General features: G+C 60.6%; 24 protein-coding genes. 11 read left to right on the top strand and 13 right to left on the bottom strand.

The window, feature by feature from the left end:
• The 3 genes from TRM7615_RS04940 to TRM7615_RS04930 are packed head-to-tail and all read right to left on the bottom strand — an operon-like array spanning position 1 to position 1,147.
• A complete protein-coding gene (locus tag TRM7615_RS04940; RefSeq protein WP_108785786.1) occupies positions 1-528 on the bottom strand; it encodes a HutD/Ves family protein in 528 nt (175 codons plus the stop codon).
• A 9-nt stretch (positions 529-537) separates the two neighbouring features.
• Complete coding sequence (locus TRM7615_RS04935; protein WP_108785785.1) at positions 538-759, bottom strand: hypothetical protein; 222 nt, start codon at positions 757-759, stop codon at positions 538-540.
• Positions 752-1,147, bottom strand: coding sequence for a DUF6524 family protein (locus TRM7615_RS04930; protein ID WP_108785784.1), 396 nt, complete (start codon positions 1,145-1,147; stop codon positions 752-754). The genes TRM7615_RS04935 and TRM7615_RS04930 overlap by 8 nt, the downstream gene beginning before the upstream one ends.
• 157 nt (positions 1,148-1,304) lie before the next feature.
• Between TRM7615_RS04930 and TRM7615_RS04925 the strand changes: the two genes are divergently transcribed.
• Positions 1,305-2,600, top strand: coding sequence for an adenylosuccinate synthase (locus TRM7615_RS04925; protein WP_108785783.1), 1,296 nt, complete (start codon positions 1,305-1,307; stop codon positions 2,598-2,600).
• Positions 2,600-2,851: a DUF2842 domain-containing protein gene (locus TRM7615_RS04920; RefSeq protein ID WP_108785782.1), complete on the top strand. Its 252-nt coding sequence runs from the start codon at positions 2,600-2,602 to the stop codon at positions 2,849-2,851. The genes TRM7615_RS04925 and TRM7615_RS04920 overlap by 1 nt, the downstream gene beginning before the upstream one ends.
• Positions 2,852-3,356: 505 nt before the next feature.
• Here TRM7615_RS04920 and TRM7615_RS04915 read toward each other — a convergent pair.
• Positions 3,357-5,699 carry a chemotaxis protein CheA gene (locus tag TRM7615_RS04915; protein WP_108785781.1) on the bottom strand — a complete coding sequence of 781 codons (2,343 nt, stop codon included), beginning with the start codon at positions 5,697-5,699 and terminating at the stop codon, positions 3,357-3,359.
• Positions 5,700-5,838: 139 nt separating this feature from the next.
• Here TRM7615_RS04915 and TRM7615_RS04910 point away from each other — a divergent pair, with 139 nt between their 5' ends.
• Complete coding sequence (locus tag TRM7615_RS04910) at positions 5,839-6,531, top strand: thiamine diphosphokinase (protein WP_108785780.1); 693 nt, start codon at positions 5,839-5,841, stop codon at positions 6,529-6,531.
• Here TRM7615_RS04910 and TRM7615_RS04905 read toward each other — a convergent pair.
• The 4 genes from TRM7615_RS04905 to TRM7615_RS04890 form a co-directional block, all read right to left on the bottom strand.
• Positions 6,476-7,390: a DMT family transporter gene (locus TRM7615_RS04905; RefSeq protein WP_108785779.1), complete on the bottom strand. Its 915-nt coding sequence runs from the start codon at positions 7,388-7,390 to the stop codon at positions 6,476-6,478. The genes TRM7615_RS04910 and TRM7615_RS04905 overlap by 56 nt on opposite strands.
• Before the next feature lie 71 nt (positions 7,391-7,461).
• On the bottom strand, positions 7,462-8,835 hold the full coding sequence (locus TRM7615_RS04900) for an L-serine ammonia-lyase (protein WP_108785778.1): 1,374 nt from the start codon (positions 8,833-8,835) through the stop codon (positions 7,462-7,464).
• A 1-nt stretch (position 8,836) separates the two neighbouring features.
• Positions 8,837-9,532 carry a glutathione S-transferase family protein gene (locus TRM7615_RS04895; protein ID WP_108785777.1) on the bottom strand — a complete coding sequence of 232 codons (696 nt, stop codon included), beginning with the start codon at positions 9,530-9,532 and terminating at the stop codon, positions 8,837-8,839.
• Between the two features lie 84 nt (positions 9,533-9,616).
• Positions 9,617-10,393 carry a methyltransferase domain-containing protein gene (locus TRM7615_RS04890; RefSeq protein ID WP_108785776.1) on the bottom strand — a complete coding sequence of 259 codons (777 nt, stop codon included), beginning with the start codon at positions 10,391-10,393 and terminating at the stop codon, positions 9,617-9,619.
• A gap of 186 nt (positions 10,394-10,579) precedes the next feature.
• On the opposite strand from TRM7615_RS04890, the gene rpiA reads away from it, so the two are divergent.
• The 7 genes from rpiA (at position 10,580) to TRM7615_RS04855 (ending at position 17,240) form a co-directional block, all read left to right on the top strand.
• Positions 10,580-11,368 (top strand): ribose-5-phosphate isomerase RpiA, encoded by a 789-nt coding sequence (gene rpiA, locus TRM7615_RS04885; protein WP_108785775.1) that lies wholly within the window; start codon positions 10,580-10,582, stop codon positions 11,366-11,368.
• Between the two features lie 320 nt (positions 11,369-11,688).
• Positions 11,689-11,895 carry a hypothetical protein gene (locus tag TRM7615_RS25470; protein ID WP_165821364.1) on the top strand — a complete coding sequence of 69 codons (207 nt, stop codon included), beginning with the start codon at positions 11,689-11,691 and terminating at the stop codon, positions 11,893-11,895.
• Between the two features lie 57 nt (positions 11,896-11,952).
• Positions 11,953-13,311, top strand: coding sequence for a glutathione-disulfide reductase (gene gor / locus TRM7615_RS04875; protein WP_108785773.1), 1,359 nt, complete (start codon positions 11,953-11,955; stop codon positions 13,309-13,311).
• Between the two features lie 69 nt (positions 13,312-13,380).
• Complete coding sequence (hflK, locus tag TRM7615_RS04870; protein WP_108785772.1) at positions 13,381-14,538, top strand: FtsH protease activity modulator HflK; 1,158 nt, start codon at positions 13,381-13,383, stop codon at positions 14,536-14,538.
• Positions 14,538-15,419, top strand: coding sequence for a protease modulator HflC (hflC, locus tag TRM7615_RS04865; protein ID WP_108785771.1), 882 nt, complete (start codon positions 14,538-14,540; stop codon positions 15,417-15,419). The genes hflK and hflC overlap by 1 nt, the downstream gene beginning before the upstream one ends.
• Positions 15,419-15,613 carry a DUF2065 domain-containing protein gene (locus TRM7615_RS04860; RefSeq protein ID WP_108786003.1) on the top strand — a complete coding sequence of 65 codons (195 nt, stop codon included), beginning with the start codon at positions 15,419-15,421 and terminating at the stop codon, positions 15,611-15,613. The genes hflC and TRM7615_RS04860 overlap by 1 nt, the downstream gene beginning before the upstream one ends.
• Positions 15,614-15,791: 178 nt before the next feature.
• Complete coding sequence (locus TRM7615_RS04855) at positions 15,792-17,240, top strand: Do family serine endopeptidase (protein WP_181893009.1); 1,449 nt, start codon at positions 15,792-15,794, stop codon at positions 17,238-17,240.
• 248 nt (positions 17,241-17,488) lie between these two features.
• Here TRM7615_RS04855 and TRM7615_RS04850 read toward each other — a convergent pair whose 3' ends face one another.
• The 5 genes from TRM7615_RS04850 to TRM7615_RS04830 all read right to left on the bottom strand — a co-directional run bounded on the left by TRM7615_RS04850 (position 17,489) and on the right by TRM7615_RS04830 (position 21,863).
• On the bottom strand, positions 17,489-18,157 hold the full coding sequence (locus tag TRM7615_RS04850) for a Crp/Fnr family transcriptional regulator (protein ID WP_108785770.1): 669 nt from the start codon (positions 18,155-18,157) through the stop codon (positions 17,489-17,491).
• Positions 18,158-18,369: 212 nt separating this feature from the next.
• The gene (locus TRM7615_RS04845; RefSeq protein WP_108786001.1) at positions 18,370-18,984 is read right to left on the bottom strand and encodes an inner membrane-spanning protein YciB; all 615 of its coding nucleotides are present in this window, start codon (positions 18,982-18,984) and stop codon (positions 18,370-18,372) included.
• Between the two features lie 18 nt (positions 18,985-19,002).
• The gene (locus tag TRM7615_RS04840; protein ID WP_108785769.1) at positions 19,003-19,905 is read right to left on the bottom strand and encodes a DMT family transporter; all 903 of its coding nucleotides are present in this window, start codon (positions 19,903-19,905) and stop codon (positions 19,003-19,005) included.
• 85 nt (positions 19,906-19,990) lie between these two features.
• Positions 19,991-21,169, bottom strand: a complete 1,179-nt coding sequence (ftsY, locus tag TRM7615_RS04835; RefSeq protein WP_108785768.1) for a signal recognition particle-docking protein FtsY — start codon at positions 21,167-21,169, stop codon at positions 19,991-19,993.
• A gap of 58 nt (positions 21,170-21,227) precedes the next feature.
• Complete coding sequence (locus TRM7615_RS04830) at positions 21,228-21,863, bottom strand: lysoplasmalogenase family protein (RefSeq protein ID WP_108785767.1); 636 nt, start codon at positions 21,861-21,863, stop codon at positions 21,228-21,230.
• 147 nt (positions 21,864-22,010) lie between these two features.
• Between TRM7615_RS04830 and TRM7615_RS04825 the strand changes: the two genes are divergently transcribed.
• A complete protein-coding gene (locus tag TRM7615_RS04825) occupies positions 22,011-23,021 on the top strand; it encodes an alkane 1-monooxygenase (RefSeq protein ID WP_108785766.1) in 1,011 nt (336 codons plus the stop codon).
• Positions 23,022-23,027: the final 6 nt, after the last annotated feature.

Genomic DNA, 23,027 nt, shown 5'->3' with positions numbered 1-23,027 from the left:
TCAGAACGTCACGCAGATGATTTGGGTTTGGTAAGTGAGGTGCATGTCGCCACCCGTGATCAATGCGGTATCTCCGGGGTGAAGGGTGGATCCGTTCAAATCGACCGCCCCGGTGAGTCCGTGAATGGCATGATCTGTTGGCGCCAGCGCCAGTGTTTGCGGCCCTTGGTGAAGCCTTACGGACGGTGTGACCTGCTGCGAGTTGAAGATGAGGTTGAAGTTTCGGACCGGGCCATCGTTCAGGCGCCCCTCGACCGGTAGATCCCCGGCGAAGGCTAGTGGTTGGTGGGGCAGGGCGTGCAGCGTCGTCTTGGCCGCGTGGAGCGTCATACCACGCCCTTCAATCACGGTCAGGATGCGCGACAGGCCCGGAAAAGACGAAAAGGGACCGTCCCGATCCACGTCAGCAATGCTCAGGCGCCAGTGCACGTCACCACTGCTAGCATGGCTGGCGATCTCGTGCGTGATGCCGCCGCCGTTCTTCCACGGCGTTGGCACAAGATCAGCTGCCTTGATGATACGTGTCATCCGCCGGGTTCAGTCGCGGGAACGGGGCCGTGAGGTCAGCCCTGCCTTTTGCAGGAACCGGCGCAAACCGGCGCGGGTGGGCAAGGCCAGGCGCGGCGCGCGCAGCCGGGGTTTGCCTGCCAGCCGGTTGAACTCGTGCACGTCGATGATCTTTTCAGCACAGCCGCAGCCTTCGCCTAGGCCGACCTTGGTGTAGTAGAACTGTTCGAAGTTTTGCTCAGACTTACTCATCCACATCATCCACATCGCTCTGCCCGGCCAGTTGGCGCCGGACGTGGCTCCAGCTTAGACCGATTCCCAGAACGATGGACAGGGCCAGGATGCCCAGCCAGACCTGCACATTCTTGTTATCCAGCTGCAGCAGACCGAAATCGTAGAGCACCCAAAGCAGGGCTGCGACAACGGCAGTGACAAGAACCATGCCAAACCCGCCGATCGAGCGCAGGGTGGCCCGGATGTATATGATGTAACCGATTGTCAGGATCAGCCCGAGCAGGACCGCCACGGACAAATGCGCCTGATAATTCTCGATGGTCCAGCGGACATAGTTCCAGTCCGTCGGATTATAGGTCAGCGTCAGCAGCGCGAACGCAAACAGCCATCGCAGAAACATGCCCATAAAAAATCACCGCCACATCTTTTTTGTCGCGCAGAATCGCTGAAATGGACGCAGCTGTCCAGTGTTTCGGCGACCCTGCGGCGAATTTGCGGTTTCACTGTTGCATGCGCCTATGTATATGAACGCGGGTTTGATACTTCGCAGCAAAGGACCGGATATGGCCAATGTCGTAGTAGTCGGCGCCCAGTGGGGCGACGAGGGTAAGGGCAAGATCGTGGATTGGCTCAGCGAACGTGCTGATGTGATTGCGCGGTTCCAGGGCGGTCACAACGCCGGTCATACCCTTGTGATCGACAGCAAGGTCTACAAGCTGCACGCTTTGCCGTCCGGCGTCGTGCGTGGCGGCAAGCTGAGCGTGATCGGCAACGGTGTGGTGCTTGATCCCTGGCACCTGATCAAGGAAATCGAAACCGTGCAGGCGCAGGGTGTCGAGATCACGCCCGAGACGCTGATGATTGCCGAGAACACGCCGCTGATTCTGCCGATCCATGGCGAGCTTGATCGCGCGCGGGAAGAAGCTGCCAGCAAGGGCACCAAGATCGGCACCACCGGTCGCGGTATCGGCCCGTGCTACGAGGACAAGGTCGGGCGTCGTGCGATACGCGTTGCCGACCTGGCGGACGAGGCAACACTTGAGGCGCGCGTCGACCGCGCGCTGCAGCACCACGACCCGCTGCGCAAGGGCCTGGGCATCGAAGCGGTGGATCGCGATGCGCTGATCGCGCAACTCATGGAAATCGCGCCGAAAATCCTGCCCTTTGCTGCACCTGTCTGGAAGGTGCTGAATGATAAACGCAAAGCAGGCAAGCGGATCCTGTTCGAAGGCGCGCAGGGTGCTTTGCTGGACATCGACTTTGGCACTTATCCGTTTGTCACCTCGTCCAATGTGATCTCGGGTCAGGCCGCCACGGGTGTGGGCATTGGCCCGAATTCGATCGACTTTGTTCTGGGCATCGTCAAAGCCTATACCACCCGCGTGGGGGAAGGCCCGTTTCCGACCGAGCTGCATGATGACGACGGTCAGCGGTTGGGCGAGCGCGGACATGAGTTTGGCACCACCACGGGCCGCAAGCGTCGCTGTGGCTGGTTCGACGCAGCTCTGCTGCGCCAAACCTGCGCCACCAGCGGTGTGAGCGGTATTGCCCTGACCAAGCTGGACGTGCTCGACGGGTTCGAGACACTGAAAATCTGCGTGGGCTATGATCTGGACGGTGAGCGTCTGGACTATCTGCCGACCGCTGCGGATCAGCAAGCGCGCTGCACGCCCATCTACGAAGAGATGCCAGGATGGAGCGAATCCACCGAAGGGGCACGCAGCTGGGCCGAGCTGCCTGCGAACGCGATCAAGTATGTGCGCAGGGTCGAAGAGTTGATCGACTGCCCTGTTGCGCTACTCTCTACCTCGCCCGAACGTGAGGACACCATTCTTGTCACGGACCCCTTTGCAGACTGATGGCTGATCAAAAGAAACCCGGACTAAGCTACAAGGCCCGCCGTCGGTGGGCCCTTGTGATCCTTTTGCTTGGGATGCCGATCTACATCATCATGGTGGTGTTTGTCCTGAGCTTGCTGAACCGTCCGCCGATCTGGTTGGAGTTGTTGGTCTACATTGGCTTGGGGATTGCATGGGTGTTGCCCTTCAAGGCGGTGTTCCGTGGGGTAGGGCAAGCTGATCCGGACGCACAGGATGATCACAAAACGTGACTTTGGCGCGTTGATCCCAAAAGGCCCCTGATTATCTGGTGCCTTTTTTGTGTGAATAGATGCGCTCCCACCCAGCGGTCAGGCGACGCTCCGGGGGCGCTCCCGCACCCGGGCCAACCTGACTGCGTCAGCTCAGCGAACGGCTTTGGGCCAGGCGCCGCGCTGCGCGCGGCGCGGTCCCTTCAAGACGCACGCTTTCGTCGGATGCGGCGAGTGACGGTCGCGCCCAGAAATACCTGCCGAGCGAAGCGAGGCCCGGCCCAACGGGAGGAGGTGCCCCGCAAGGGGCATCGACGACGGGCGGGAGGGCTTGTGGCGATTGTACCGTCCCAAGAGGCGTGGACACGTTGATTTCCTTGGTTTCTGTGTTTTGTGGTTTTGGAGGGGATGGCGCTAAAAACACATGGCCGACCTTGATGAAAGACCGGCGTGGCGCCGATTGTGCGTGAAAAAATGCAAAAAGAGCCGCTCAATGGAGCGGCTCTTTTTTGCAAATTTCAGGGGTTTACCCAGCAGCGCGTTTGTTTGGATGGAACCCGATGTCACCCGAGGCCACAAAGCGCCCCCCGCCTGCTTTCTCGATCTTGCCGTCACGGAGCAGCTGACCAAACGACCGCAGGCCGTCTTCGCGGTTGAAGCTTTGATTGTCCAACTGCCGCACCTTGTTCATCAGCTGCGGGCGCGAAAACTGCTCGCGACCTTCGACAAACGACATGTAGGCGGCCGCCGCCTCCAACAGATCGGGCAGGGTCACGGCGCCTTTTTCCGATGCGTATTCAGCAAATCCTTTGCCGGTCTCTCCTGTCGTCTCATCTGCGACTACCGAAGCCACGCGGCGCGGGCGAACAGCACCACGATTCTGGCTCTCGCTCGGAACGTCAATCCGCTGTTCGGCCACAAGTTTGAGCGGTGCCGGACGTTCGCCACCTGCGCGCGGGCGGGGGCTGGATGCCTTGGCCGTGGGACGACGGGGGCGCACGACACTCGCCAGATCTTCGCGATAGTCATCGTCGCTGGTGTGGGTGCCAACGGTACCGCCAGCAGAGCGTTCCGCATGGGCAGCCGCAACGGCAGCACGCAGATGCGTGTAAGCTTCGCGCGAGGATGACGTGTCGGGATCGTCCAGTTTTTCGTCAGCGGTTGCCATCAGGCGGGACAGGTCATCGTCGTCGGCCTCCAGCTTGGGCGCGTCGTCCTGCGAAACGGCAACAGGCACGATGGCAGGGTCTTCGGCGTTATCGTCCCCGTCGTCGAACTCTGCTTCCTGTGCTTCGGTCGCATCCTGGGCCATCTTTTCGGGCGCAGCTTCCATCGAAGGAAGCTCATCTTCCTCGTCTTTGGATTGCGCGTTCAGCTCTGCTTCGACTGCAGCCAGTTCCCGCATCAGGTCGGCCTCGTCTTCGGGCAAAAGCGAACTGCCGCTTGCCGCGTCATCTTGTGCGGCTTCGACCTCTACGTCGTCTGCATCGCTGTCATCGTCTGCAGCCTGCAACTCGCCTGCGGCAATCGCCGCCTCAAGATCGCTGCGCTTGACCTTCAGCACGCGGGCCTTGGGGTGCGCAGGCTTTTCAGCGGGTTCGTCCGAGCTCAGGATATTGTCCAGCTCGTCCTCGGCGTCATCAGCGTCATCGTCCAGATCGGAGAACAGGGCGTCCTCTTGCGCTGCCCCATCGGCTTCGACCTCCTCTTCGGCATCCAGCTTGCCCAAGATGGCGGAAACATCGTCTTCCTCCTCCTCTTCGGCCTTGGCTTCGTCGTCTGCCTGCAGCGCAGCATTCAAACCGGACGCTGCGGCAGTGACCACGTCTTCGGCGTGCTCATCTTCGGCGTAGGTCTCGGTTTTGGCGGCTTTTTCGTTGCGGGACACCACGGCGCGGATCCGCTGAAGTTTTGCGGCGATGCTGTCGGCGGCCGGGACGGTGTCGTCTTTTTCAACCGGCTCGGCTTCGACTACGGGAACGTCGGCCTCGGGGTCGGCCACGCGGGCGGCAATCGCAGCCAGGGCGGCGTCTTCGTCGTTGTCATCTGCCGTATCGGTGACGGCTTCGGCGACCTCATCTGCGGTATCTTCGTCAGCCGCGTCTTCGATCTCGACCTTGGGTGCGTCTTCAACCTCAGCAGTGATCGGGGCCTCATCAGCAACAGCTTCGAGCTCCACGTCGTCTTGCTGGTCATCTGCCTCGGGCTGGGCTTCAGCAACAGGCTCTTCCTCGCGCTGGTCGTCCATTTCCTCTGCGTCGTCGTCCTGGACTGTGTCCTCGGCAATCTCAGCAACCGATGCTTCGGCGTTGATACCTGCAACCGGTGCTTCGACAGGGGTCTCTTCTGAACGTGGTGCCTCGGTAGGTTCTTCGGCAGAAACCTCTTCCACAACCTCTTCAACAGCTTCCGCGGCAGGCGCGTCATCGGGGCTTTTCTCGGCAACGGCTGGAGCTTCCTCGGGCTCGGCTTCGGCAACAGGGGCCGCCTCGACCGGGGCCACTTCGGGCTCGACAACGGGGGCTGGTGTGGGCTCGGGCTGGGCCTCGACCACTGCGGCTGCGGCTGGGGGAGCAACGGGTGCGGCTGCGGCTGGGGCAGTAACGGGTGCGGCTTCGGCGGCGCGCAGGACAATCCCCTTGGCGTCGGTGTGAGCCTCAACTTGTCGAGAAATCTCGCGCTGGGCGATCCGCGCCAGCATGTCAGCGTCGGGCTGGGGTGGTTCCGCCCCGAAATAGCGATCGTCTGCAGCCAAATCCCTAAAGTACTCGGCAATGGCTTTCATGGTGTCGAAAGAGTCGTCAAACCCCTCCAACGTGCAGGAAAATGTCCCGTATGAGACGGTCAATACCTTGTTGTTCTGTACCATGGGATGCTCGTCCTCTACATACTTATGGCAACCCGTTTACCATTCCCGAGGCGTCAATTTCGGCCCGAATCTGTGCAATTGAGCGTATCATTTTGTGACCAGATTGTGTCTCGTTTCCTAAATAAGGCTAAATCGACATATGAAACCCCCCATTGTTGAGCAATCTGAACCAATCACGCTGATTGGCGGCGGAGATGTCGGGGAAAACGACCTTAACCTTGTTTTACCGGTCGCCCCGACGCTTGTGGCAGCCGATGGTGGGGCTGATCAGGCCTTGGCCCGGGGACATATGCCTCAGGCCGTGATCGGGGATTTCGACTCCATCTCGGACGACGTTCGGCGTCAGATCCCATCCGAGCGGCTGTTTCCGGTGCGAGAACAAGAAACCACCGATTTCGACAAGGCGTTGCGTTACGTTCGTGCCCCGCTCGTGGTGGGGGTGGGGTTCTTGGGCGGGCGTGTTGACCATCAGTTGGCGGTGCTCAACACATTGGTGCGCAAGGCTGCGACGCCTTGTGTCCTGTTGGGAGCGCATGAGGTTCTGTTTCATGCTCCACCCCGGATCGAGCTGGCATTGGAGCCCGGCGGCGTGGTGTCATTGTTTCCTTTGGCGCGCGTAAAGGGGAGGTCGGCAGGGCTGGAATGGTCGATTGATCAGCTGACGTTTGACCCCTCGGGGCAGATCGGCACGTCGAACCGCAGCACAGGGCCGGTGACGTTGGAAATGGACCAGCCGGGGCTTTTGGTCATGGTGCCACGCGGCGCCTTTGATCTGGTCATGCAGGCGTTTCGTTCAACTCGGCACGTGCCGTGGCCCGCTCACGCAGGATGATGTAAAGGCCGGCTGCAATCGTGATGCAGATGCCGACACTGGCCAGGCCATTGGGCAGATCGCTGAAAATCAGCCAGCCGATGACCGTAGCCACAGGGATTTCGAGATACTGCATCGGGGCCAATGTGGCCGAGGGCGCATAGCGCAGCGACCAGGTCATCAGCAGATGCGCCAGCGTGCCCAGAAGCCCGATCGCCAGCATCAGCCAACTGGTTGTCACGTCTGGCATCACCAGCGTCAGCGGCTCGACCCCCATGTTCTGACCGACTAGCAGAGCGGGCAAGAGCACGACCGAGGCCATCACTCCGGAAACCGCCTGCAGGCCAACGGGATCGGTGTCTTTGGCCAATTGGCGGGTCACCAACATGAAGAGCGAAAAGACGACGGCCACCACCAGAGGCAGCAGGGCAGGCCAGCCAACCTCGACAAAGCTGGGCTGGATCACCAGAAGCGTGCCGATGAAGCCAACGATGCAAGCCCCAAGGCGCCGCGCGCCCACTTCTTCGTCCAGGACGTATTTACCCAGAAGCAACATGATGAAAGGCATGACAAAGGCAATCGCCACGGCATCGGCCAGCGGCAGGTATTGCAGCGCCGTGAACATTGCGCCGATGCCGACGATGTGCAGAACCGTGCGCAGGGCCGTCAGTCGCAACAGCCGACCACGGATGCGCCAGGGGCGCCGCGTCACGATCACCAGCGGGATCAGGACCGCCGCCTGAACGGCAAAGCGTACCAACAACAGTTCTCCCAGTGGAATTGCGCCGCTCAATAGCTTGGCCACTGCGTCGCCCATGGGGGCGACGACACAAAATCCCAACATCAAAAGGATACCCAGAACGGGGCGATCATGCGACATGCCGCCACGCTAGGGAATGGTAGAACGGGGATCAACCCACCCTAGAGCTGACCTAGGGTCAGCACCCGTGATCAGCAGTTCGGAACGTTGACCGCCAACCCGCCGAGCGAGGTTTCTTTGTACTTCTCGTGCATGTCATGGCCGGTCTGGCGCATGGTCTCGATACAGGCGTCCAACGGCACGAAATGCTGCCCGTCGCCGCGCAAGGCAAGCGAGGCGGCCGAGACCGCCTTGATCGCGGCCAGTCCGTTGCGTTCGATGCACGGGACCTGGACCAGCCCTTTAACCGGGTCGCAGGTCATGCCCAGATGATGCTCCAGCGCAATCTCGGCGGCGTTTTCCACTTGCTGCGGTGTTCCGCCCATCACGGCACACAGGCCAGCCGCCGCCATCGCAGCAGCACTGCCGACCTCGGCCTGGCATCCCGCCTCGGCGCCAGAGATCGAGGCGTTGAACTTGACCAGACCACCGATGGCGGCAGCGGTGAGCAGGAAATCCTCGATGTGGGACTCAGACGCGCCGGGCACATGGTCGAGGTAATAGCGGATCACAGCGGGCAGTGTGCCGGCCGCGCCATTGGTGGGCGCGGTGACAACCTGACCACCGGCGGCGTTTTCCTCGTTCACTGCCATGGCGTAGACGCTCATCCAGTCATTGATGGTGTGCGGCGCATTCAGGTTCATGCCCCGTTCGGCCTGCAACGCATCATGGATGCCCTTGGCGCGACGGCGCACGCTCAGCCCGCCGGGCAGGATCCCGTCGGTGACCAGCCCACGCTCGATACAGCCATTCATGACCTCCCAAATCCGGGCAGAGCCTTTGGCAAAGCTGACGGCGCAGCCGCGCGAAATCTCGTTCTCGCGCTTCATCTCGGCAATCGACTTGCCGCTTTCGCCGGCCATCTCCAGCATCTCGGCGGCGGATTTGAACGGGTAGGGCACCGGATCACCCTCGTCCGTGGCCTTGCCCTCGGCCAGTTCCTCTTCGGTCAGGACAAAACCACCACCGATGGAGTAGTAGACCTGTCGCAGGATCACGTCGCCCTGCGCGTCCGTCGCCATCAGCGCCATGCCGTTGGCGTGGCCGGGCAGGGTGTTGTCGTAGTCAAAGATCAGATCGGTCTTTGGGTCAAAGTGCAGCTCAGGCAGCCCCTCGGGCGATACCGTGTGCGTCTCGACAATTGCGGCAAGCGCCGCCTCGGCCTTGTCGTGATCATAACTGTCAGGCAGGAACCCCGCGAGACCCAGAATGGTGGCGCGGTCGGTGGCGTGACCCACGCCGGTAAAGGCCAGCGAGCCATGCAGCGACCCCTTGAGCCCGTGGAATTCAAACGGTGAGGCGCGCATCAAGTCAAGGAACCGCGCGGCGGCCACCATCGGACCCATTGTATGAGAGGACGACGGGCCAACGCCCACTTTGAAAATGTCGAAGACAGAGAGAAACATATTACTGAGCTGAGCCTTCTGGAGGATTGGCGTAGATGGGTGACGTGAACGGCGTGGCGCCCAGACCTTCGGCCTCAACGGCGGCGCGTACGGCGGGGCGGGTTTCCAGCGCTTGCAGGATACGCTGCAAATGGGGTGTATCGCTGATGTTGTACCAACTGCGATCACTGCGCGCGGGGTAGAGCGCCATCCACCGCATCATGCATGCGACATAGAAGGTCATCACCGACGGCTTGTCCGCGCTGAACCAGGATGGCGACTGTTGGGCGATCGCATCCAGCAGACCAAGATGCTGCCGCAGGCGCGGGCGAATGCCTGCGCGCAAGGTTTCGGCCTGGGACGCGTCGATGTATTTTTCCGCGTAGAACAGGATGCGCAAATCGGCATGCAAGGTGTTCGAAGCAAAGAACAGCCATTTGAGGAACGCGCCGCGCTCTGCGTCTGCAGGTTTCAACTGGTCGAATGTTTCGACCAGCCACAACAGGATCGCTGCGGTTTCAAACAGTGGCCCCTGCGGCGTTTCCAGAACCGGGATCAATCCGTTGGGATTGAGCGCGCGATAGGCCGTGCTGTCCTGTGCGCGGGCTTTGCGATCCACCAACACGGCGTCAAACGGCACACCCATCTCAAGCAACGCCAGCCGGATCACCAGCGAGGCGTTGTCAGGGGCGTAATGAAGGCGCAGGTCCTGTGACATGACTTTGTCCTATCGTTGACGGGCCAAACAGGTGGGTTCGATTGCGACGTTTCCAATAAGAAACGCGCAATGTTGTGTCCAAGACTAAGGTTTATGCGCGATACAGATAAAGTGGCTGATGCTGAAAAAGAAACGCCCCTGCTCTGCAAGGTCATGTTGCTCCTGCGCCCAGTCGTGAGCTTCTTGTTCCGTCAGCGCGCCGGTTTGCCCTACAAAGGCTTCGATCAGATTCAGCAGCATCATTGTGGTGCCATCGGGTTTCAGCCGCGTGTCCCAGAATGGAATTTGATGCACGCCGTCAAAGGTGAAACCCGCATCCCGCATCATTTGCGGTAAATGCGCCGGGGTTTCGCGATGGGCCAGATGGCCGTCCCAGATGCCCAGAACATGTTGCATTCGTTCGCGATGAGGGCTGTACCACGCCAGCGTGTCCCAATGCATATCACCGATCACCAGACGTCCGCCGGGTTTCAGAACGCGCTGCACTTCGGCAAGCGCGGCCGGGATGTCTGGAATATATTCGAATACCTGGACCGAAACCGCCCCGTCAAAGCTCTGATCCTCGAACGGCATGTCATCGGCCATACCTTCGACGAAGGTGACATTTGTCTGACCAGCGCAATGTTTTGCGGCAGATGTGCGCATGTCTGTGCTTGGATCCAGGCCGGTGACATGGCCCCTTGGACCTACGGCCCTCGACAGCTCGGACGTCATCAACCCGTTGCCACAGCCCAGATCAAGGATCTTGTCACCGGGGGCAGGCGCAAGCGCATCCAGATTGGCCAACCGCCGGGTTGTGATTTCGCGGCCGCGATAGGCATTGTCCAATACCCGGGTTGTTTCCTCGTCGAAAACCAGCATCCAGATGCCTCCTTCCGTTAAGGGTGGGGATGGATGATCCTACCACAGTTTCGCTGTTCTGGCTTGCTGGGCAAAAACTGCCGCGAAACCGGCAGGAGGATGCAGGAACATTTGCAGACAAAAGAACCTCGCACCGGCGGCGGAACTGACCTATACCAGTTCCCAACTATGAGGGGGAGAGCTGCCATGACCGGAGAATTGTCGCCGATCGACAAGGCCAAATTCGTGGCTGCTAAACGGGCTGCAGATTTTGTCGAGGACGGGATGCGCGTGGGTTTGGGCACCGGTTCGACCGCTGCCTGGCTGGTGCGCTGTCTAGGAGAGATGGTGCGCGACGAGGGGCTCAAGATCAAGGGCGTGCCCACGTCGACCCGCACGGCGGAACTGGCCCGTGACGTTGGGATCGAGGTAATCAGCCTGGACGAGGCGCGCTGGTTGGACCTGACGATTGATGGCGCAGATGAATTCGACGGTGATCTGAACCTGATCAAGGGCGGCGGTGGTGCTTTGCTGCAGGAAAAGATCGTGGCGACCGCGTCGGATCAAATGGTCGTGATTGCGGATGTGGGCAAAGAGGTCGAAACCCTTGGCAATTTCCCACTGCCGGTTGAGGTGATCCCCTTTGGTTGGCAGACCACTCAGGCGCTGATCGAGGAGACCCTGATCTCGATGGATGTTCTTGGCCGCACCTCAACCCTGCGCATGAATGGCGACACGCCGTTCATCACGGACGAGGGCAATCACATCCTGGATCTGCACCTCAACAGGATCGGCAATGCGCGCCAACTGGCGTTGGTGATCAACCAGATGCCGGGTGTTGTGGAAAATGGTCTCTTTATCGACATCTGCGATACGGTGGTGATCGGCTTTGGCGACGGAAGGGTAGAACTGCGCGACATCAATCAGGGCACGGTGGAACACGACCGGTTGGATTTTGTCGAAAGCGATAACCTGTTCACGGACCTGGCGGATTGATGCATAGGCATAAAGGCCGAACGCTTTATTATGAGAGCAAATCACGTCGGGCGCTCCGTTTGTTGCAGTCGGCTCTCAAGAGCGCGGCAATGGTGGGGATGTCTGCTTGGCTGTATACCTTGCCGAACCCCAATCTGGTTCTTCTGATCATTCTGGCGGGTTGGGGCGTTCTCGATCTCTTGCGTAACCTGTCCCGCCGGCCTTTGATTTTCACAGTCGGGCCTGAAGGGATAAGGTTTCAGGCACCAGATGGGACTCGGGTGAATGTATTTTGGTCATTGGTGCGGTCTTTTGAATTGAATCGGCGCAACAAGAGTTCGGTGTTTGGCAAAAGTTGGATCAATCTTGATGACCCGGACAAAGGCCGCCACAGCTTGCGCATCCCGTTGCAATCGCTTGATCCGGACATATGTGACCAACTCATCGCCGCTATTCAGACGTATCGTTTGGATGTGACCGCACCCTGGCAACAGCAATTGGCCTATCATGTGGGCGGTTTGAACAGGCTGGACAGCAGCGCGGGATAAGGTACACCCCTTCTGAGCCGCGAAAGCGGTGCAGGTAGACAGATGAGGCGGAAACTCATGAGCTTTGACTATGATCTCTTCGTGATTGGCGGCGGTTCGGGCGGCGTGCGCGCGGCGCGGGTGGCTGCGGGCGACACCGGGGCCAAGGTGGCGCTGGCCGAAGAGGACCGCTATGGCGGCACCTGCGTGATCCGGGGCTGTGTGCCCAAAAAGCTGATGGTTTTTGCCAGCGAGTATTCCGGCATGGTCGAAGACGCGCAAAGCTATGGTTGGGACATCCAGCCGGGCGCCTTCAACTGGGACGCGTTCAAGGGCAAACTGCACGCCGAACTGGACCGTCTGGAAGGCATCTATCGCAACATCCTGAAGAACAACGGCGTCGAGAGCTTTGATCAGCGCGCCATCGTGGTTGATCCACACACGGTTGAACTGGCTGATGGCACCCGCAAGACCGCGAAACATATCCTGGTCGCAACGGGCGGCTGGCCGACGGTTCCTGATTTTCCGGGTTCCGATCTGGCGATTACCTCGAACGAGATTTTCCATCTCGATGAGCTGCCCCAAAAGATGCTGATCGTCGGTGGCGGCTACATCGCTTGCGAGTTTGCGGGCATCATGAACGGCCTGGGTGTCGAGGTGACGCAGTACTATCGCGGGGCGCAGATCCTGCGCGGTTTCGATGACGAGGCGCGTGGTCTGGTCAGCGAAGAGATGTGCCAGAACGGCATCGATCTGCATCTGGGCACCAACGTGCTGGAGATGCGCAAAGAGGGCGAACAGATCCGGGTCAAGGCGACCAATGGCGACGAAAACCTCTTTGATCAGGTGATGTACGCCACCGGCCGCAACCCGAACTCCACCGGTCTGGGGCTTGAGGCGCTGGGCGTTGAGCTGGGCCGTAAGGGTGAAGTCAAGGTCGATCAACACAGCCAAACGGGCGTGCCATCGATCTATGCCATCGGTGATGTCACCGACCGGGTGAACCTGACGCCGGTTGCGATCCGCGAAGGCATGGCCTTTGTGGAAACCGTGTTCAAGGGCAATCCGACATCGCCCGATCATGACCTGATCCCGACCGCGATCTTCACCCAGCCCGAGATGGGCACCGTGGGCCTGAGCGAAGAAGAGGCCGCCGAACAGGAGCCGGTCGAAGTTTACGCAACCTCGTTCAAGCCGATGCAGCAGAGTTTTGCTGGCCGGTCGGCCCGGGTTTTGATGAAGCTGATCGTGTCTAAGGCCACGCGCAAGGTGCTGGGCTGTCACATCGTTGCCCCCGGCGCGGGCGAGATGATCCAGTTGGCCGGTATCGCGGTCAAAATGGGCGCGACCAAAGAAGATTTCGACCGGACAGTGGCGGTGCACCCGACCATGTCCGAAGAACTGGTCACAATGAAGCAGCCTGTGCGCAGCGCTTGATTTGCAAGCAGGAACACACAGGTTTAGGTTGACGCCGCAATGTGCGGTCTGACGAAGGGATAACAACATATGGCGGGCAATAACGGTGGCCCCTGGGGGGGCGGAGGCTCTTCCGGTGGCGGCGGCAACCGGGGCAATGGCGGGAACAATGGGAACGGGCAACGCCCTCCCGAAGGTGACAAACCCCAGATCCCCGAGATCGATGACCTGATGAAAAAAGGTCAGGAACAGCTGCGCGTGCTGATGGGTGGTCGTGGCGACAACCGTGGCGGCAGCGGCGGTTCTGGCCAAGGTGGGGGCGGCGGTCCGCTTTTTACCCGCGGTACCATTGGCTTGGGCCTTGTTGCGGCGGCGGTCCTGTGGGGCTTTGCCAGCATCTATACCGTCAAGCCTGAAGAACAATCGGTCGAGCTGTTTCTTGGCAAGTTCTCGGCCATCGGTGAACCGGGCCTGAACTTCGCACCGTGGCCGCTGGTCACTGCCGAGGTTATCCCGGTCACCCGCGAACAGACCGAGGACATGGGCGGCGCCCGTGGTGGCAATGACGGCCTGATGCTGACCGGCGACGAGAACGTCGTCGACATCGACTATCAGGTGGTTTGGAACATCAACGACCCGGCCAAATATCTGTTCAACCTGCGCGACCCGCGTCCGACCATCCGTGCGGTATCGGAATCAGCGATGCGTGAAATTATTGCTCAATCTGATCTGGCGCCGATCTTGAACAGGGATCGTGGTGTTATCGGTGATCGTCTGCAGGATCTGATCCAGTCGACATTGGACAGTTACGATTCAGGTGTGAACATCATCCGCGTCAACTTTGACAAGGCCGACCCGCCCCCAACCGTGATCGACGCTTTCCGCGACGTTCAGGCCGCCGCACAGGAACGTGACCGTCTGCAAAACGTGGCGGATGCTTACGCCAACCGGGTTCTCGCCGAAGCACGCGGTGAAGCCGCGCAGCTGCTGGAAGAAGCCGAAGGGTATCGCGCTCGCGTCGTGAACGAGGCCGAAGGTGAAGCCAGCCGTTTCTCGGCCGTTTTGGAAGAATATTCCAAGGCACCCGAAGTAACCCGCAAGCGTCTGTATCTGGAAACCATGGAACAGGTTTTGGGTGACGTGAACAAAGTCATTCTCGATCCCAACACCGGTGGCGACGGTCAAGGTGTTGTCCCATACCTGCCGCTTAACGAACTGCAGCGCAAATCCAGCGAGGGGTCGAACTGATGCGGAAAACAACTTTTGTTCTGCCAGTAATCGTGGTCGCCGTTGTGGTGGCCCTGTCGGCACTTTTCATCGTGGACGAGCGTGAAAAAGCGCTGGTTCTGCAATTTGGTCGTGTGATCGACGTCAAGGAAGAACCGGGTCTGGCGTTCAAGATCCCGCTGATCCAAGAGGTCGTGCGCTATGACAGCCGTATTCTTTCGATCGACGTTCAGCCGCTCGAAGTGACACCGCTGGATGATCGCCGTCTCGTGGTTGACGCCTTTGCCCGGTACCGGATCCGCGACGTCAAACAGTTCCGTCAGGCTGTTGGTGTTGGCGGATTGGCCACGGCCGAGGATCGCCTGGACAGCATCTTGCGTGCTGAAACGCGCGAAGTTCTGGGTTCTGTCAGCTCCAAGGACATCCTGAGTTCGGACCGTGCCGCGCTGATGCTGCGCATCCGTAATGCGGCCATTGCCGAGGCTATGGCTCTGGGCCTTGAAGTCATCGACGTGCGTTTGAAAGCCACCGACCTGCCGAGCCAGAACCTTGAGGCGACATTCGACCGGATGCGTGCCGAACGTGAGCGTGAAGCGACGGACGAACGCGCCCGCGGTAACGAGGCGGCGCAGCGCGTTCGCGCGCAAGCCGACCGGACCGTGGTAGAGCTGGTGTCCGAGGCGAAGCGTGAAGCCGAGGTCACTCGCGGTGAGGCTGACGCCGAGCGGAACGGCATTTTCGCCGAAGCTTATGGCAAGGATGCGGAGTTCTTTGAATTCTACCGTTCACTGACCGCTTATGCGCGTGCTTTGAAAGGCGAAAACAGCTCCTTGGTGATGAGCCCGGATTCCGAGTTCTTCAACTATCTCAAGTCGTCCGAAGGCGCGGCGGCGTCTGAATGATGGCAACGATCCTTCTGGCCCTTGGGCTGGTACTGATTGTCGAGGGGCTGGCGTACGCGCTGGCCCCTTCGCTTATCGAGCGTATGCTCGAAGCGCTCCGACAAATCCCTGAAGTCGCACGGCGGCAAGTGGGTCTTCTGGCGCTGGTCAGCGGGCTTATTCTGGTCTGGTTGGCCCATCAATTGGGCGTCTGAGGTCACGAGCGGTTGAATTGACTGCGATCTGACGTTGCGGGGGCGCACTTTCTGACTACATTAGATGCAAATGCAGGTGTCCGACCAAACGGGCGCCCAATACAGATTTGTTCCAAGGAGGCTTCCAGTGCAGTCCAAAGCACGTGCAATTTCCATCACAAAGGCCCGTGACACATGGATGTCGCAGGTGCGCCTGATGTGGCTTGTGGCCCTGTCGGCGCTGTTCGTGCTGGCGCAGGCCCTTGTGGCCCAAGCCCGTCCCGAGAGCCTGGCGCCATTGGCCCAGAAGATCAGCCCGGCGGTAGTCAACATCACCACCTCGACCCTGGTCGAGGGGCGCGCAGGCCCGCAAGGCATCGTGCCCGAAGGCTCGCCGTTCGAAGATTTCTTTCGCGAGTTCCAGGACCGCAACAACAACGGCAACGGTGACCGTCCGCGTCGCAGCTCGGCCCTGGGGTCGGGCTTTGTGATTTCCGAGGATGGGTTCATCGTCACCAACAATCACGTGATTGCCGAAGCCGATGAGATCCTGATCGAGTTCTTCCCAGGCGAAGGCCAACCTGCCAAGGAACTGGTCGCCAAGGTGATCGGCACCGACGAGAAAACCGACATTGCGCTGTTGAAGGTCGAGGCCAATGGCCCGCTGAAATTCGTCAAGTTCGGCGACAGTGACACCGCCCGCGTGGGCGATTGGGTGATTGCCATGGGCAACCCGCTGGGACAGGGCTTTTCGGTCAGTGCCGGCATCGTTTCAGCCCGCAACCGGGCGCTCAGCGGCTCGTATGACGACTACATCCAGACTGACGCGGCCATCAACCGGGGCAACTCGGGTGGCCCGCTCTTTAACATGGACGGCCAGGTCGTTGGCGTGAACACCGCGATTCTTTCGCCCAATGGCGGCTCGATCGGGATCGGCTTCTCGATGGCCTCAAACGTGGTGACCAAGGTGGTCGATCAGCTCAAGGAGTTCGGCGAGACGCGCCGCGGCTGGCTGGGCGTGCGCATTCAGGACGTGACCGATGATGTGGCCGAGGCCATGGGACTGAGCAAAGCCACAGGCGCATTGATCACCGATGTGCCGGATGGTCCCGCGAAAGAGGCGGGCCTGTTGTCGGGCGACGTGATCGTCACCTTTGACGGGGTGGATGTGAAAGACACCCGCGCGCTGGTGCGTCAGGTCGGTGAAACCACCGTCGGCAAGGCTGTACGTGTCGTTGTCTATCGCGACGGTGGCACCCAGACTGTACTGGTGACCTTGGGTCGCCGCGAAGATGCCGAGCGTGCATCCGATGGTGAGGAGGAAGGCACGTCCGAACCCGAAGCTGCTCAGAAGGACGTCCTGGGCCTGTCCCTTGGTGCCCTGACCTCTGATCTGCGGTCCGAGCTGGGGCTTGATGATGATGCCACAGGCTTGGTGGTGATGGACATCGACGAGACGTCAGAGGCCTTTGAGAAAGGTCTGCGCGCCGGGGATCTGATCACCGAAGCCGGTCAGCAGAAAGTCACCTCGCTGGCGGATCTGGATGACCGCATCGAAGAGGCCACCGAGGCAGGGCGCAAGTCGCTGCTGCTGCTGGTGCGCCGGGCAGGGGAGCCACGGTTCGTGGCGTTGACACTGGACGAGTAAACAGACCGCACCCCAGATGGGATGTTTCATTGAAGGTCGCAGCCGGGGACGGTTGCGGCCTTTTTTCATGTCTGCGGCAAAAAAAGAAGCCATGCATCTCGAGGGCGCATGGCTTCTCATGTGGTGCGGGGTGCATTGGGACAGAACACTGGGGATGTTCCTGCGCCCCCCTGGTACGGTTACCAAGGACAGCCTTGCACGGATGGGCATGGGCGTCTGTGAACCATGTCACACGGCGGGGAACCGTTTCAGATCTGCTCGGGCTCGGCCAGATCTCGCAGCGCATCAAAATCGCGGATGATCAACGCGCCGCGTGTGGCCTCGAGCACGCCCATGCGCTTCCAGCCGGAAATGGTCTTTGACACCGCCTCGCGCGTGGCGCCCACATATTCGGCCAGTTCGGTCTGCGACAGGTTGATCGTCTCGGGGCAAGCCGCATCGACCGAGGCGAGGTGGAGCAGTTTGCGGGCCAGGCGGGTGGGAACGGACAGGAAAACCTGTTCGTTGTGCTGTTGCCCCATCCATCGCATGCGCTGCCCGGCCAGCCGGATCAGATCACCTGCCAGCTCGGGGTGCTCCTGGATCTGGGCCAGAACATCCGAACTGCGCACACGCAGGACCTTTGCGGGGTCGATGGCGGTGACGGTCGCTGTGCGGGGGCCGGGATCGAACAGGGCGATCTCGCCAAAGATGGCTCCAGGCCCCATCAGGTCGAGCGACAGCTTGCGCCCGTTCTGGGACAGGATCGAAAACTCGAGCGACCCTTGCGTGATGGCATAAAGCGCATCCCCGTCATCGCCTTGCTCGAACAGCACGGCGCCGCGCTCCAGGTCGATTTCGGTCGCTTGCGAGGACAGCATGGCCTTGAGGCGATCGGACGCCTGCGCCAGAAAGCCGGTCTCAGGTAGTGATGTCATGCAATGCCCCCCTGTTTCAGGTCTAGGGGCAGTAAATTTTCAATGCAACGCTTTAGGCGGGTGTTGATTGCACAGCCTTTGGGCTGCGCGTCCTGCGGACGGCGGGGGGCGTGGCACCTTGTGGGCGAGGCCCACAAGGTGCCACGCCCAACAGGAGGAGAGGTTCCGTCAGGAACCGCGACGACTGGCGGGAGCGCCCTCGGAGCTGTTTCTCAGGCGTCTTCGTCTTGATCGGGTTCGATCAGATACTGTTGCAACAGGCTGAACTGCATCATCAGGAACGCCATCAGCGCGATGGGAAAACCAAAGGTCTCGATCTTGACCCACAGGTCGGTGGACATTGTGCGCCAGACGAATTCGTTGGCGACGGCCAAAAGGGCGAAGGCGGCACAGAGCCGTCGGGTTAGGATCATCCAACCCTCGTCGCGCATGGGCAGCATCTCGTTCAGGATGAACGCCAGATAGCTGCGCCCCTGCAACAGACCGATCCCCAGGATGACCGAGAAACAGCCATATACAAGCGTGGTTTTCATCTTGAAGAAACGCTCGTCGTTGAACCAGGCCGTCAACCCGCCAAAGAAGATCACCATGAAGGCGGTGAAAATCTGCATCCGGCTGAGTTTGCCTGTCAGGAACCACAGCACGCCCATGGCAGCAAGCAGGATCGGCACAAAGATCAGCGTGGCGACGATGAAGCCCGAATACTCTGTGCCCGCGATCTGATAACTCTCATCCCGGATCCGCAGATAAATCAGGAAAAACGCCACTGTCGGGCCCAGTTCCAGCACCTGTTTCAGGATCGGGTTGATGTCCATTTTTTCGGCCATGCTCGTGTGTTCCGTCATTTATCCGCCCACCTCAACTATCACGGCCCCGAGCGCAATCAACGCCATAAGTGCGATGCGACGCGGACCAACGGTTTCTTTCAGCACCAGCCAGCCAATCAGGGCAGCGAAAACGGTGGAGGTTTCGCGCAAAACGGCGGCCTCCCCCACTTTGTCCAGGCGCGTCGCCAGCATCACCGAGCCGAAAGACATGAAGGCCACCAGCCCGCCTACAAACCCGCGCAGCATCAGAGGGCCGGGCGTTGGGCGGTCGGGCATCTTGCGCCAGCGGGCGTAGGCGATGAAGGGAAAGGTCGCCCCGTCGATCATGAAAAACCACGCCAGAAAAGTGAACGGGTCGGCAGTGGCGCGGATGCCATAGGCGTCATAGGTCGTATAAAGCGCCACAAAAAGGCCGGTGAAGAAGGCCAGTCCAAGGGCGGCTTTCAGGGTGGCGCGGTCAGTATCCAGGTTTCGTAGATTGTAGATCGCCAGCCCGAAGATGCCGCCCAATAGGACCGCAACACCCGTCCATTGGGCGATCGTGAAGGTCTCGCCAAACAGCAGATAGGCACCGATCACCGTGAACAACGGCCCGGTGCCGCGCACCACCGGATAGACCACAGTATAGGCACCACGGGTGTAGGCCATGGATTGCAGCACCTTATAGGCGATGTGGATGGCCCAGACGGTGGCAAAGATCACCCACATATGCGGCTCGGGCCAGGGCACCACAAACAGGGCAAAAGGCGCAGCCATCAGGCAGTACGAGAAATCAATCGCCCCGCGTGTCAGCCAAGGATCGTGACGGCCTTTTTGCAGGGCGCCAAAGACCGCATGCAGAAAGGCCGCAAGCAGGGCCAACGCCAGGGCCATCTGATGACCGGCTTCGGTGCCTTCCAGTGAGATCAGCCAGTCGCTCAAGGTGAGGGGTCTTTCTCAGTTGAGCGGCTGGGGGCTGTCTGCCCCAAGGCCCCTGACCGCATTTGAGACAAAAAGAAAAAGGAGGTCAGGAGGACCCCACCCCGGTCAGGGCCTTGGCAAAGTCTTTGGGGTCAAACGGGGCCAGGTCGTCGATCTGTTCGCCGACGCCGATGGCATGGATCGGCAGGCCAAACTTGTCGGCCAGCGCCACCAGAACGCCGCCCTTGGCGGTGCCGTCGAGCTTGGTCATCACCAGGCCCGAAACGTCCGAGATATTGCGGAACACCTCGACCTGGTTCAGCGCGTTCTGGCCGGTTGTGGCGTCCAGAACCAGTAGCGTGTTATGCGGCGCGGTCTCGTCCTTTTTGCGGATGACGCGAACGATTTTGGCCAGTTCCTCCATCAGGTCGGCGCGGTTCTGCAAGCGGCCTGCGGTGTCGATCATCAAGAGGTCAGCACCGTCCTCTTGTGCGCGTGTCATGGCGTCGAACGCCAGGCTGGCGGGGTCGGATCCTTCGGGGGCGGTGAGCACGGGGACGCCCGCGCGTTCGCCCCAGACCTGCAACTGTTCCACAGCCGCTGCGCGGAATGTGTCGCCTGCGGCGATCACCACCTTTTTGCCTGCGGATTTGAACTGGCTTGCCAGTTTGCCGATGGTCGTGGTCTTGCCCGAGCCGTTTACACCCACCACCAGCACCACCTGCGGGCGCTTGGAATAAAGCGGTAGCGGTTTGGCCACGGGCTCCATCACGCGAGTGACCTCGTCGGCCAGCATCTGCTTGATCTCATCTGTCGACAGCTTCTTGCCAAAGCGCCCCTCGGCCATGTTCGAGGTCACGCGAAGCGCCGTGTCGACGCCCATGTCCGAGGCGATCAGCAGCTCTTCGAGCTGTTCGATCATGTCGTCATCCAGCACCCGGCGGGTGACGGTGCGGGCTTCGTCACGTTTGAAGAGGCGACCCAGGATGCCCTTGGTTTCTTGCGCTTGGGCTACGGGTTCTGGGCTTGGTGCGGCAACTGGTTTTGCGGGTTCAACCGGGGTTGCTTCCGGTTCCTTGGGCTGCGGCGCAGGTGCAGGTGTGACCTCGGGTTCAGGTGTCGTTGCCGCAGGGGTTGGCGCTGGTGCTTCCGCTTCCGGAGCGGGCTGAGGGTCGGGCGTCAGCGTCTCTTCTTCGCCGCCATCCTCGACAATCGCATCCAGCCCCTGTTCGAGCTTGGACGAGGATTTGAACAACCGGTCTTTGAGCTTGGAAAAAAACGCCATCGTGGTCTCCGCAAAGTGCTGTCCCCACCTAATGCCTATTCAAGCCGGTTGCAAAGGGTCACACGAACGCAATGACAAACCCGGCCTGCGCACCCCAGTAAAGAGGCCACACCGCATAAGGCGTTGCCCGCAACAGGGGGTGGCCCGGGCGCAGCAGGAATTTCTCGGTCGCCAGGATCAGGTCCGAGGCGACAAACGACATCGCGGCCGGGAACACCCAGATCAGCGCGCCGCTCTGGGGCAGCGCAAGCGCGGCGATGCCCATCCCCAGGATGATGGGGATATAGGCCAGGACAGGCCCCTTCAACTCACCTGCTCGGGGCGGGAGCAGGATCGCCATCACGACGCCAAGGCCGATCAACATAACCAATGGCAGGATCTGCGCACTGATCAGAGCCAGATCGCTTGCCGGATGCGACAGGAACACGGCGATGTAGGCCAGATGCCCTAGGGCAAAAGCTCCGATCCCGGCCATGAACGTCTGGTCCGTTTCCCGAGACAAAAGCGCATCGCCCGCCGCACAAAGTGCGAGCGCCAAACACAGAACCCAAAGGCCAGCCAGCCCGGCGATCACGGCAAGAGCCGCCACCGACAGGGTTTTGGTGACCGTTCTCAGGGTGCTTGCATGTCGGGCCGTCAGGAACAGGTAGGCTAGGGCGTTTGCGGCGGCAAACCAGAACAGAACTTGGGTCATGGGGCCTCGGGGTGGTGAAACGTTTCGACAAGAAGGCACTGAAATCACAGTTGGGCGCAACCTCTGGCGTTTGACAATTCCGCATGGCTGACGCCAAGTTATCGCCAGACCGCTGCACTGCTCGTGGCGCAAAATGGACCGTGATTCATGTTCTGGTTTGCCTTTGCCAGCCTTTCCCCTGTTGTGACATTAGGGCTCGCCGCCCAATGGGGTGGCGGGTGGAGCTTTCTGGCGTTGCTGCACATGACGGTGTTTGTGGTTTTGATGGATCGCCTGACGTCCAGACCGCTGCCGAGCGAGGGTGACAACGCGGGCACTGCCCGTCTGTTGAGCGTTGCCCTGGGGATCGCGCATTTTGCGGTGCTGATTGGGGCGGTGCAGGCTTTGACCTCGGCAGAGTTGACGCTGGGCAGCAAGATCGGCTTGGCCGCGGCCGCCGGGCTGTTTCTGGGACAGGTGTCCAATTCCAACGCGCATGAGCTGATCCACCGCGCGGGCCGGTTTGAGCGGGCGTTGGGGACGGCGGTCTATGTGTCGCTCTTGTTTGGTCACCACGTATCCGCGCACCGGCGGGTCCACCATGTGCATGTGGCCACGGATCAGGACCCAAATTCGGCGCGGCGAGGCCAGGGGTTCTATCGGTTCTGGCCGCGGGCCTGGGTCGGTTCGTTTCTGGCCGGATACGAAGCTGAAACCGTTGCCCGGCAAGGGCGGGGTGGGCATCCTTATCGGGTCTATGTTGGTGGGGCGTTGTTCTGTCTGGCGCTGGCTGCGCTGTTGTGGGGCCACAAGGGCGTTTTGATCTGGGTGGGATTGGCGGGGTTCGCGCAGACGCAGCTGTTGCTTGCGGACTACATCCAGCACTATGGTCTGCGTCGTGTCCAACGGCCCGGCGGCCGACTGGAACCTGCGGGGCCTGCGCATTCGTGGAACGCGCCACAGTGGTATTCGGGCGCGATGATGCTGAACGCGCCACGCCATTCTGATCACCACATGCACCCCGGTCGCATTTTTGCGACGCTCGAGCTGCAAGAGGACATGCCGACCTGGCCCCATGCCATGCCTGTGATGGCCGTACTGGCGCTGGTGCCGCCCCTTTGGCGCCGGATCATGGATCCACGCGTGGATCAATGGTCTGCGGGGCGTGGCAAGAGCTGACGCAAT

The organism is Falsiruegeria mediterranea M17 (assembly GCF_900302455.1).
In the GTDB taxonomy this organism is placed as follows: domain Bacteria; phylum Pseudomonadota; class Alphaproteobacteria; order Rhodobacterales; family Rhodobacteraceae; genus Falsiruegeria; species Falsiruegeria mediterranea.
This window is presented reverse-complemented; position numbering and strand designations above follow the sequence as displayed.

What these genes read in the sequence shown, in the direction of transcription:
- gor (WP_108785773.1), top strand. Translation starts at nt 11,953, where the DNA reads ATGAGCTTTGACTATGATCTCTTCGTGATTGGCGGCGGTTCGGGCGGC.
- TRM7615_RS04905 (WP_108785779.1), bottom strand. Translation starts at nt 7,390, where the DNA reads ATGTCGCATGATCGCCCCGTTCTGGGTATCCTTTTGATGTTGGGATTT.
- TRM7615_RS04845 (WP_108786001.1), bottom strand. Translation starts at nt 18,984, where the DNA reads ATGGCCGAAAAAATGGACATCAACCCGATCCTGAAACAGGTGCTGGAA.
- TRM7615_RS04910 (WP_108785780.1), top strand. Translation starts at nt 5,839, where the DNA reads ATGAAACCCCCCATTGTTGAGCAATCTGAACCAATCACGCTGATTGGC.
- rpiA (WP_108785775.1), top strand. Translation starts at nt 10,580, where the DNA reads ATGACCGGAGAATTGTCGCCGATCGACAAGGCCAAATTCGTGGCTGCT.
- ftsY (WP_108785768.1), bottom strand. Translation starts at nt 21,169, where the DNA reads ATGGCGTTTTTTTCCAAGCTCAAAGACCGGTTGTTCAAATCCTCGTCC.
- TRM7615_RS04860 (WP_108786003.1), top strand. Translation starts at nt 15,419, where the DNA reads ATGGCAACGATCCTTCTGGCCCTTGGGCTGGTACTGATTGTCGAGGGG.
- TRM7615_RS04850 (WP_108785770.1), bottom strand. Translation starts at nt 18,157, where the DNA reads ATGACATCACTACCTGAGACCGGCTTTCTGGCGCAGGCGTCCGATCGC.
- TRM7615_RS04930 (WP_108785784.1), bottom strand. Translation starts at nt 1,147, where the DNA reads ATGGGCATGTTTCTGCGATGGCTGTTTGCGTTCGCGCTGCTGACGCTG.
- TRM7615_RS04825 (WP_108785766.1), top strand. Translation starts at nt 22,011, where the DNA reads ATGTTCTGGTTTGCCTTTGCCAGCCTTTCCCCTGTTGTGACATTAGGG.
- TRM7615_RS04900 (WP_108785778.1), bottom strand. Translation starts at nt 8,835, where the DNA reads ATGTTTCTCTCTGTCTTCGACATTTTCAAAGTGGGCGTTGGCCCGTCG.
- TRM7615_RS04855 (WP_181893009.1), top strand. Translation starts at nt 15,792, where the DNA reads ATGTCGCAGGTGCGCCTGATGTGGCTTGTGGCCCTGTCGGCGCTGTTC.
- TRM7615_RS04925 (WP_108785783.1), top strand. Translation starts at nt 1,305, where the DNA reads ATGGCCAATGTCGTAGTAGTCGGCGCCCAGTGGGGCGACGAGGGTAAG.
- TRM7615_RS04830 (WP_108785767.1), bottom strand. Translation starts at nt 21,863, where the DNA reads ATGACCCAAGTTCTGTTCTGGTTTGCCGCCGCAAACGCCCTAGCCTAC.
- TRM7615_RS04920 (WP_108785782.1), top strand. Translation starts at nt 2,600, where the DNA reads ATGGCTGATCAAAAGAAACCCGGACTAAGCTACAAGGCCCGCCGTCGG.
- hflC (WP_108785771.1), top strand. Translation starts at nt 14,538, where the DNA reads ATGCGGAAAACAACTTTTGTTCTGCCAGTAATCGTGGTCGCCGTTGTG.
- TRM7615_RS04895 (WP_108785777.1), bottom strand. Translation starts at nt 9,532, where the DNA reads ATGTCACAGGACCTGCGCCTTCATTACGCCCCTGACAACGCCTCGCTG.
- TRM7615_RS04940 (WP_108785786.1), bottom strand. Translation starts at nt 528, where the DNA reads ATGACACGTATCATCAAGGCAGCTGATCTTGTGCCAACGCCGTGGAAG.
- TRM7615_RS04890 (WP_108785776.1), bottom strand. Translation starts at nt 10,393, where the DNA reads ATGCTGGTTTTCGACGAGGAAACAACCCGGGTATTGGACAATGCCTAT.
- TRM7615_RS04935 (WP_108785785.1), bottom strand. Translation starts at nt 759, where the DNA reads ATGAGTAAGTCTGAGCAAAACTTCGAACAGTTCTACTACACCAAGGTC.
- hflK (WP_108785772.1), top strand. Translation starts at nt 13,381, where the DNA reads ATGGCGGGCAATAACGGTGGCCCCTGGGGGGGCGGAGGCTCTTCCGGT.
- TRM7615_RS04915 (WP_108785781.1), bottom strand. Translation starts at nt 5,699, where the DNA reads ATGGTACAGAACAACAAGGTATTGACCGTCTCATACGGGACATTTTCC.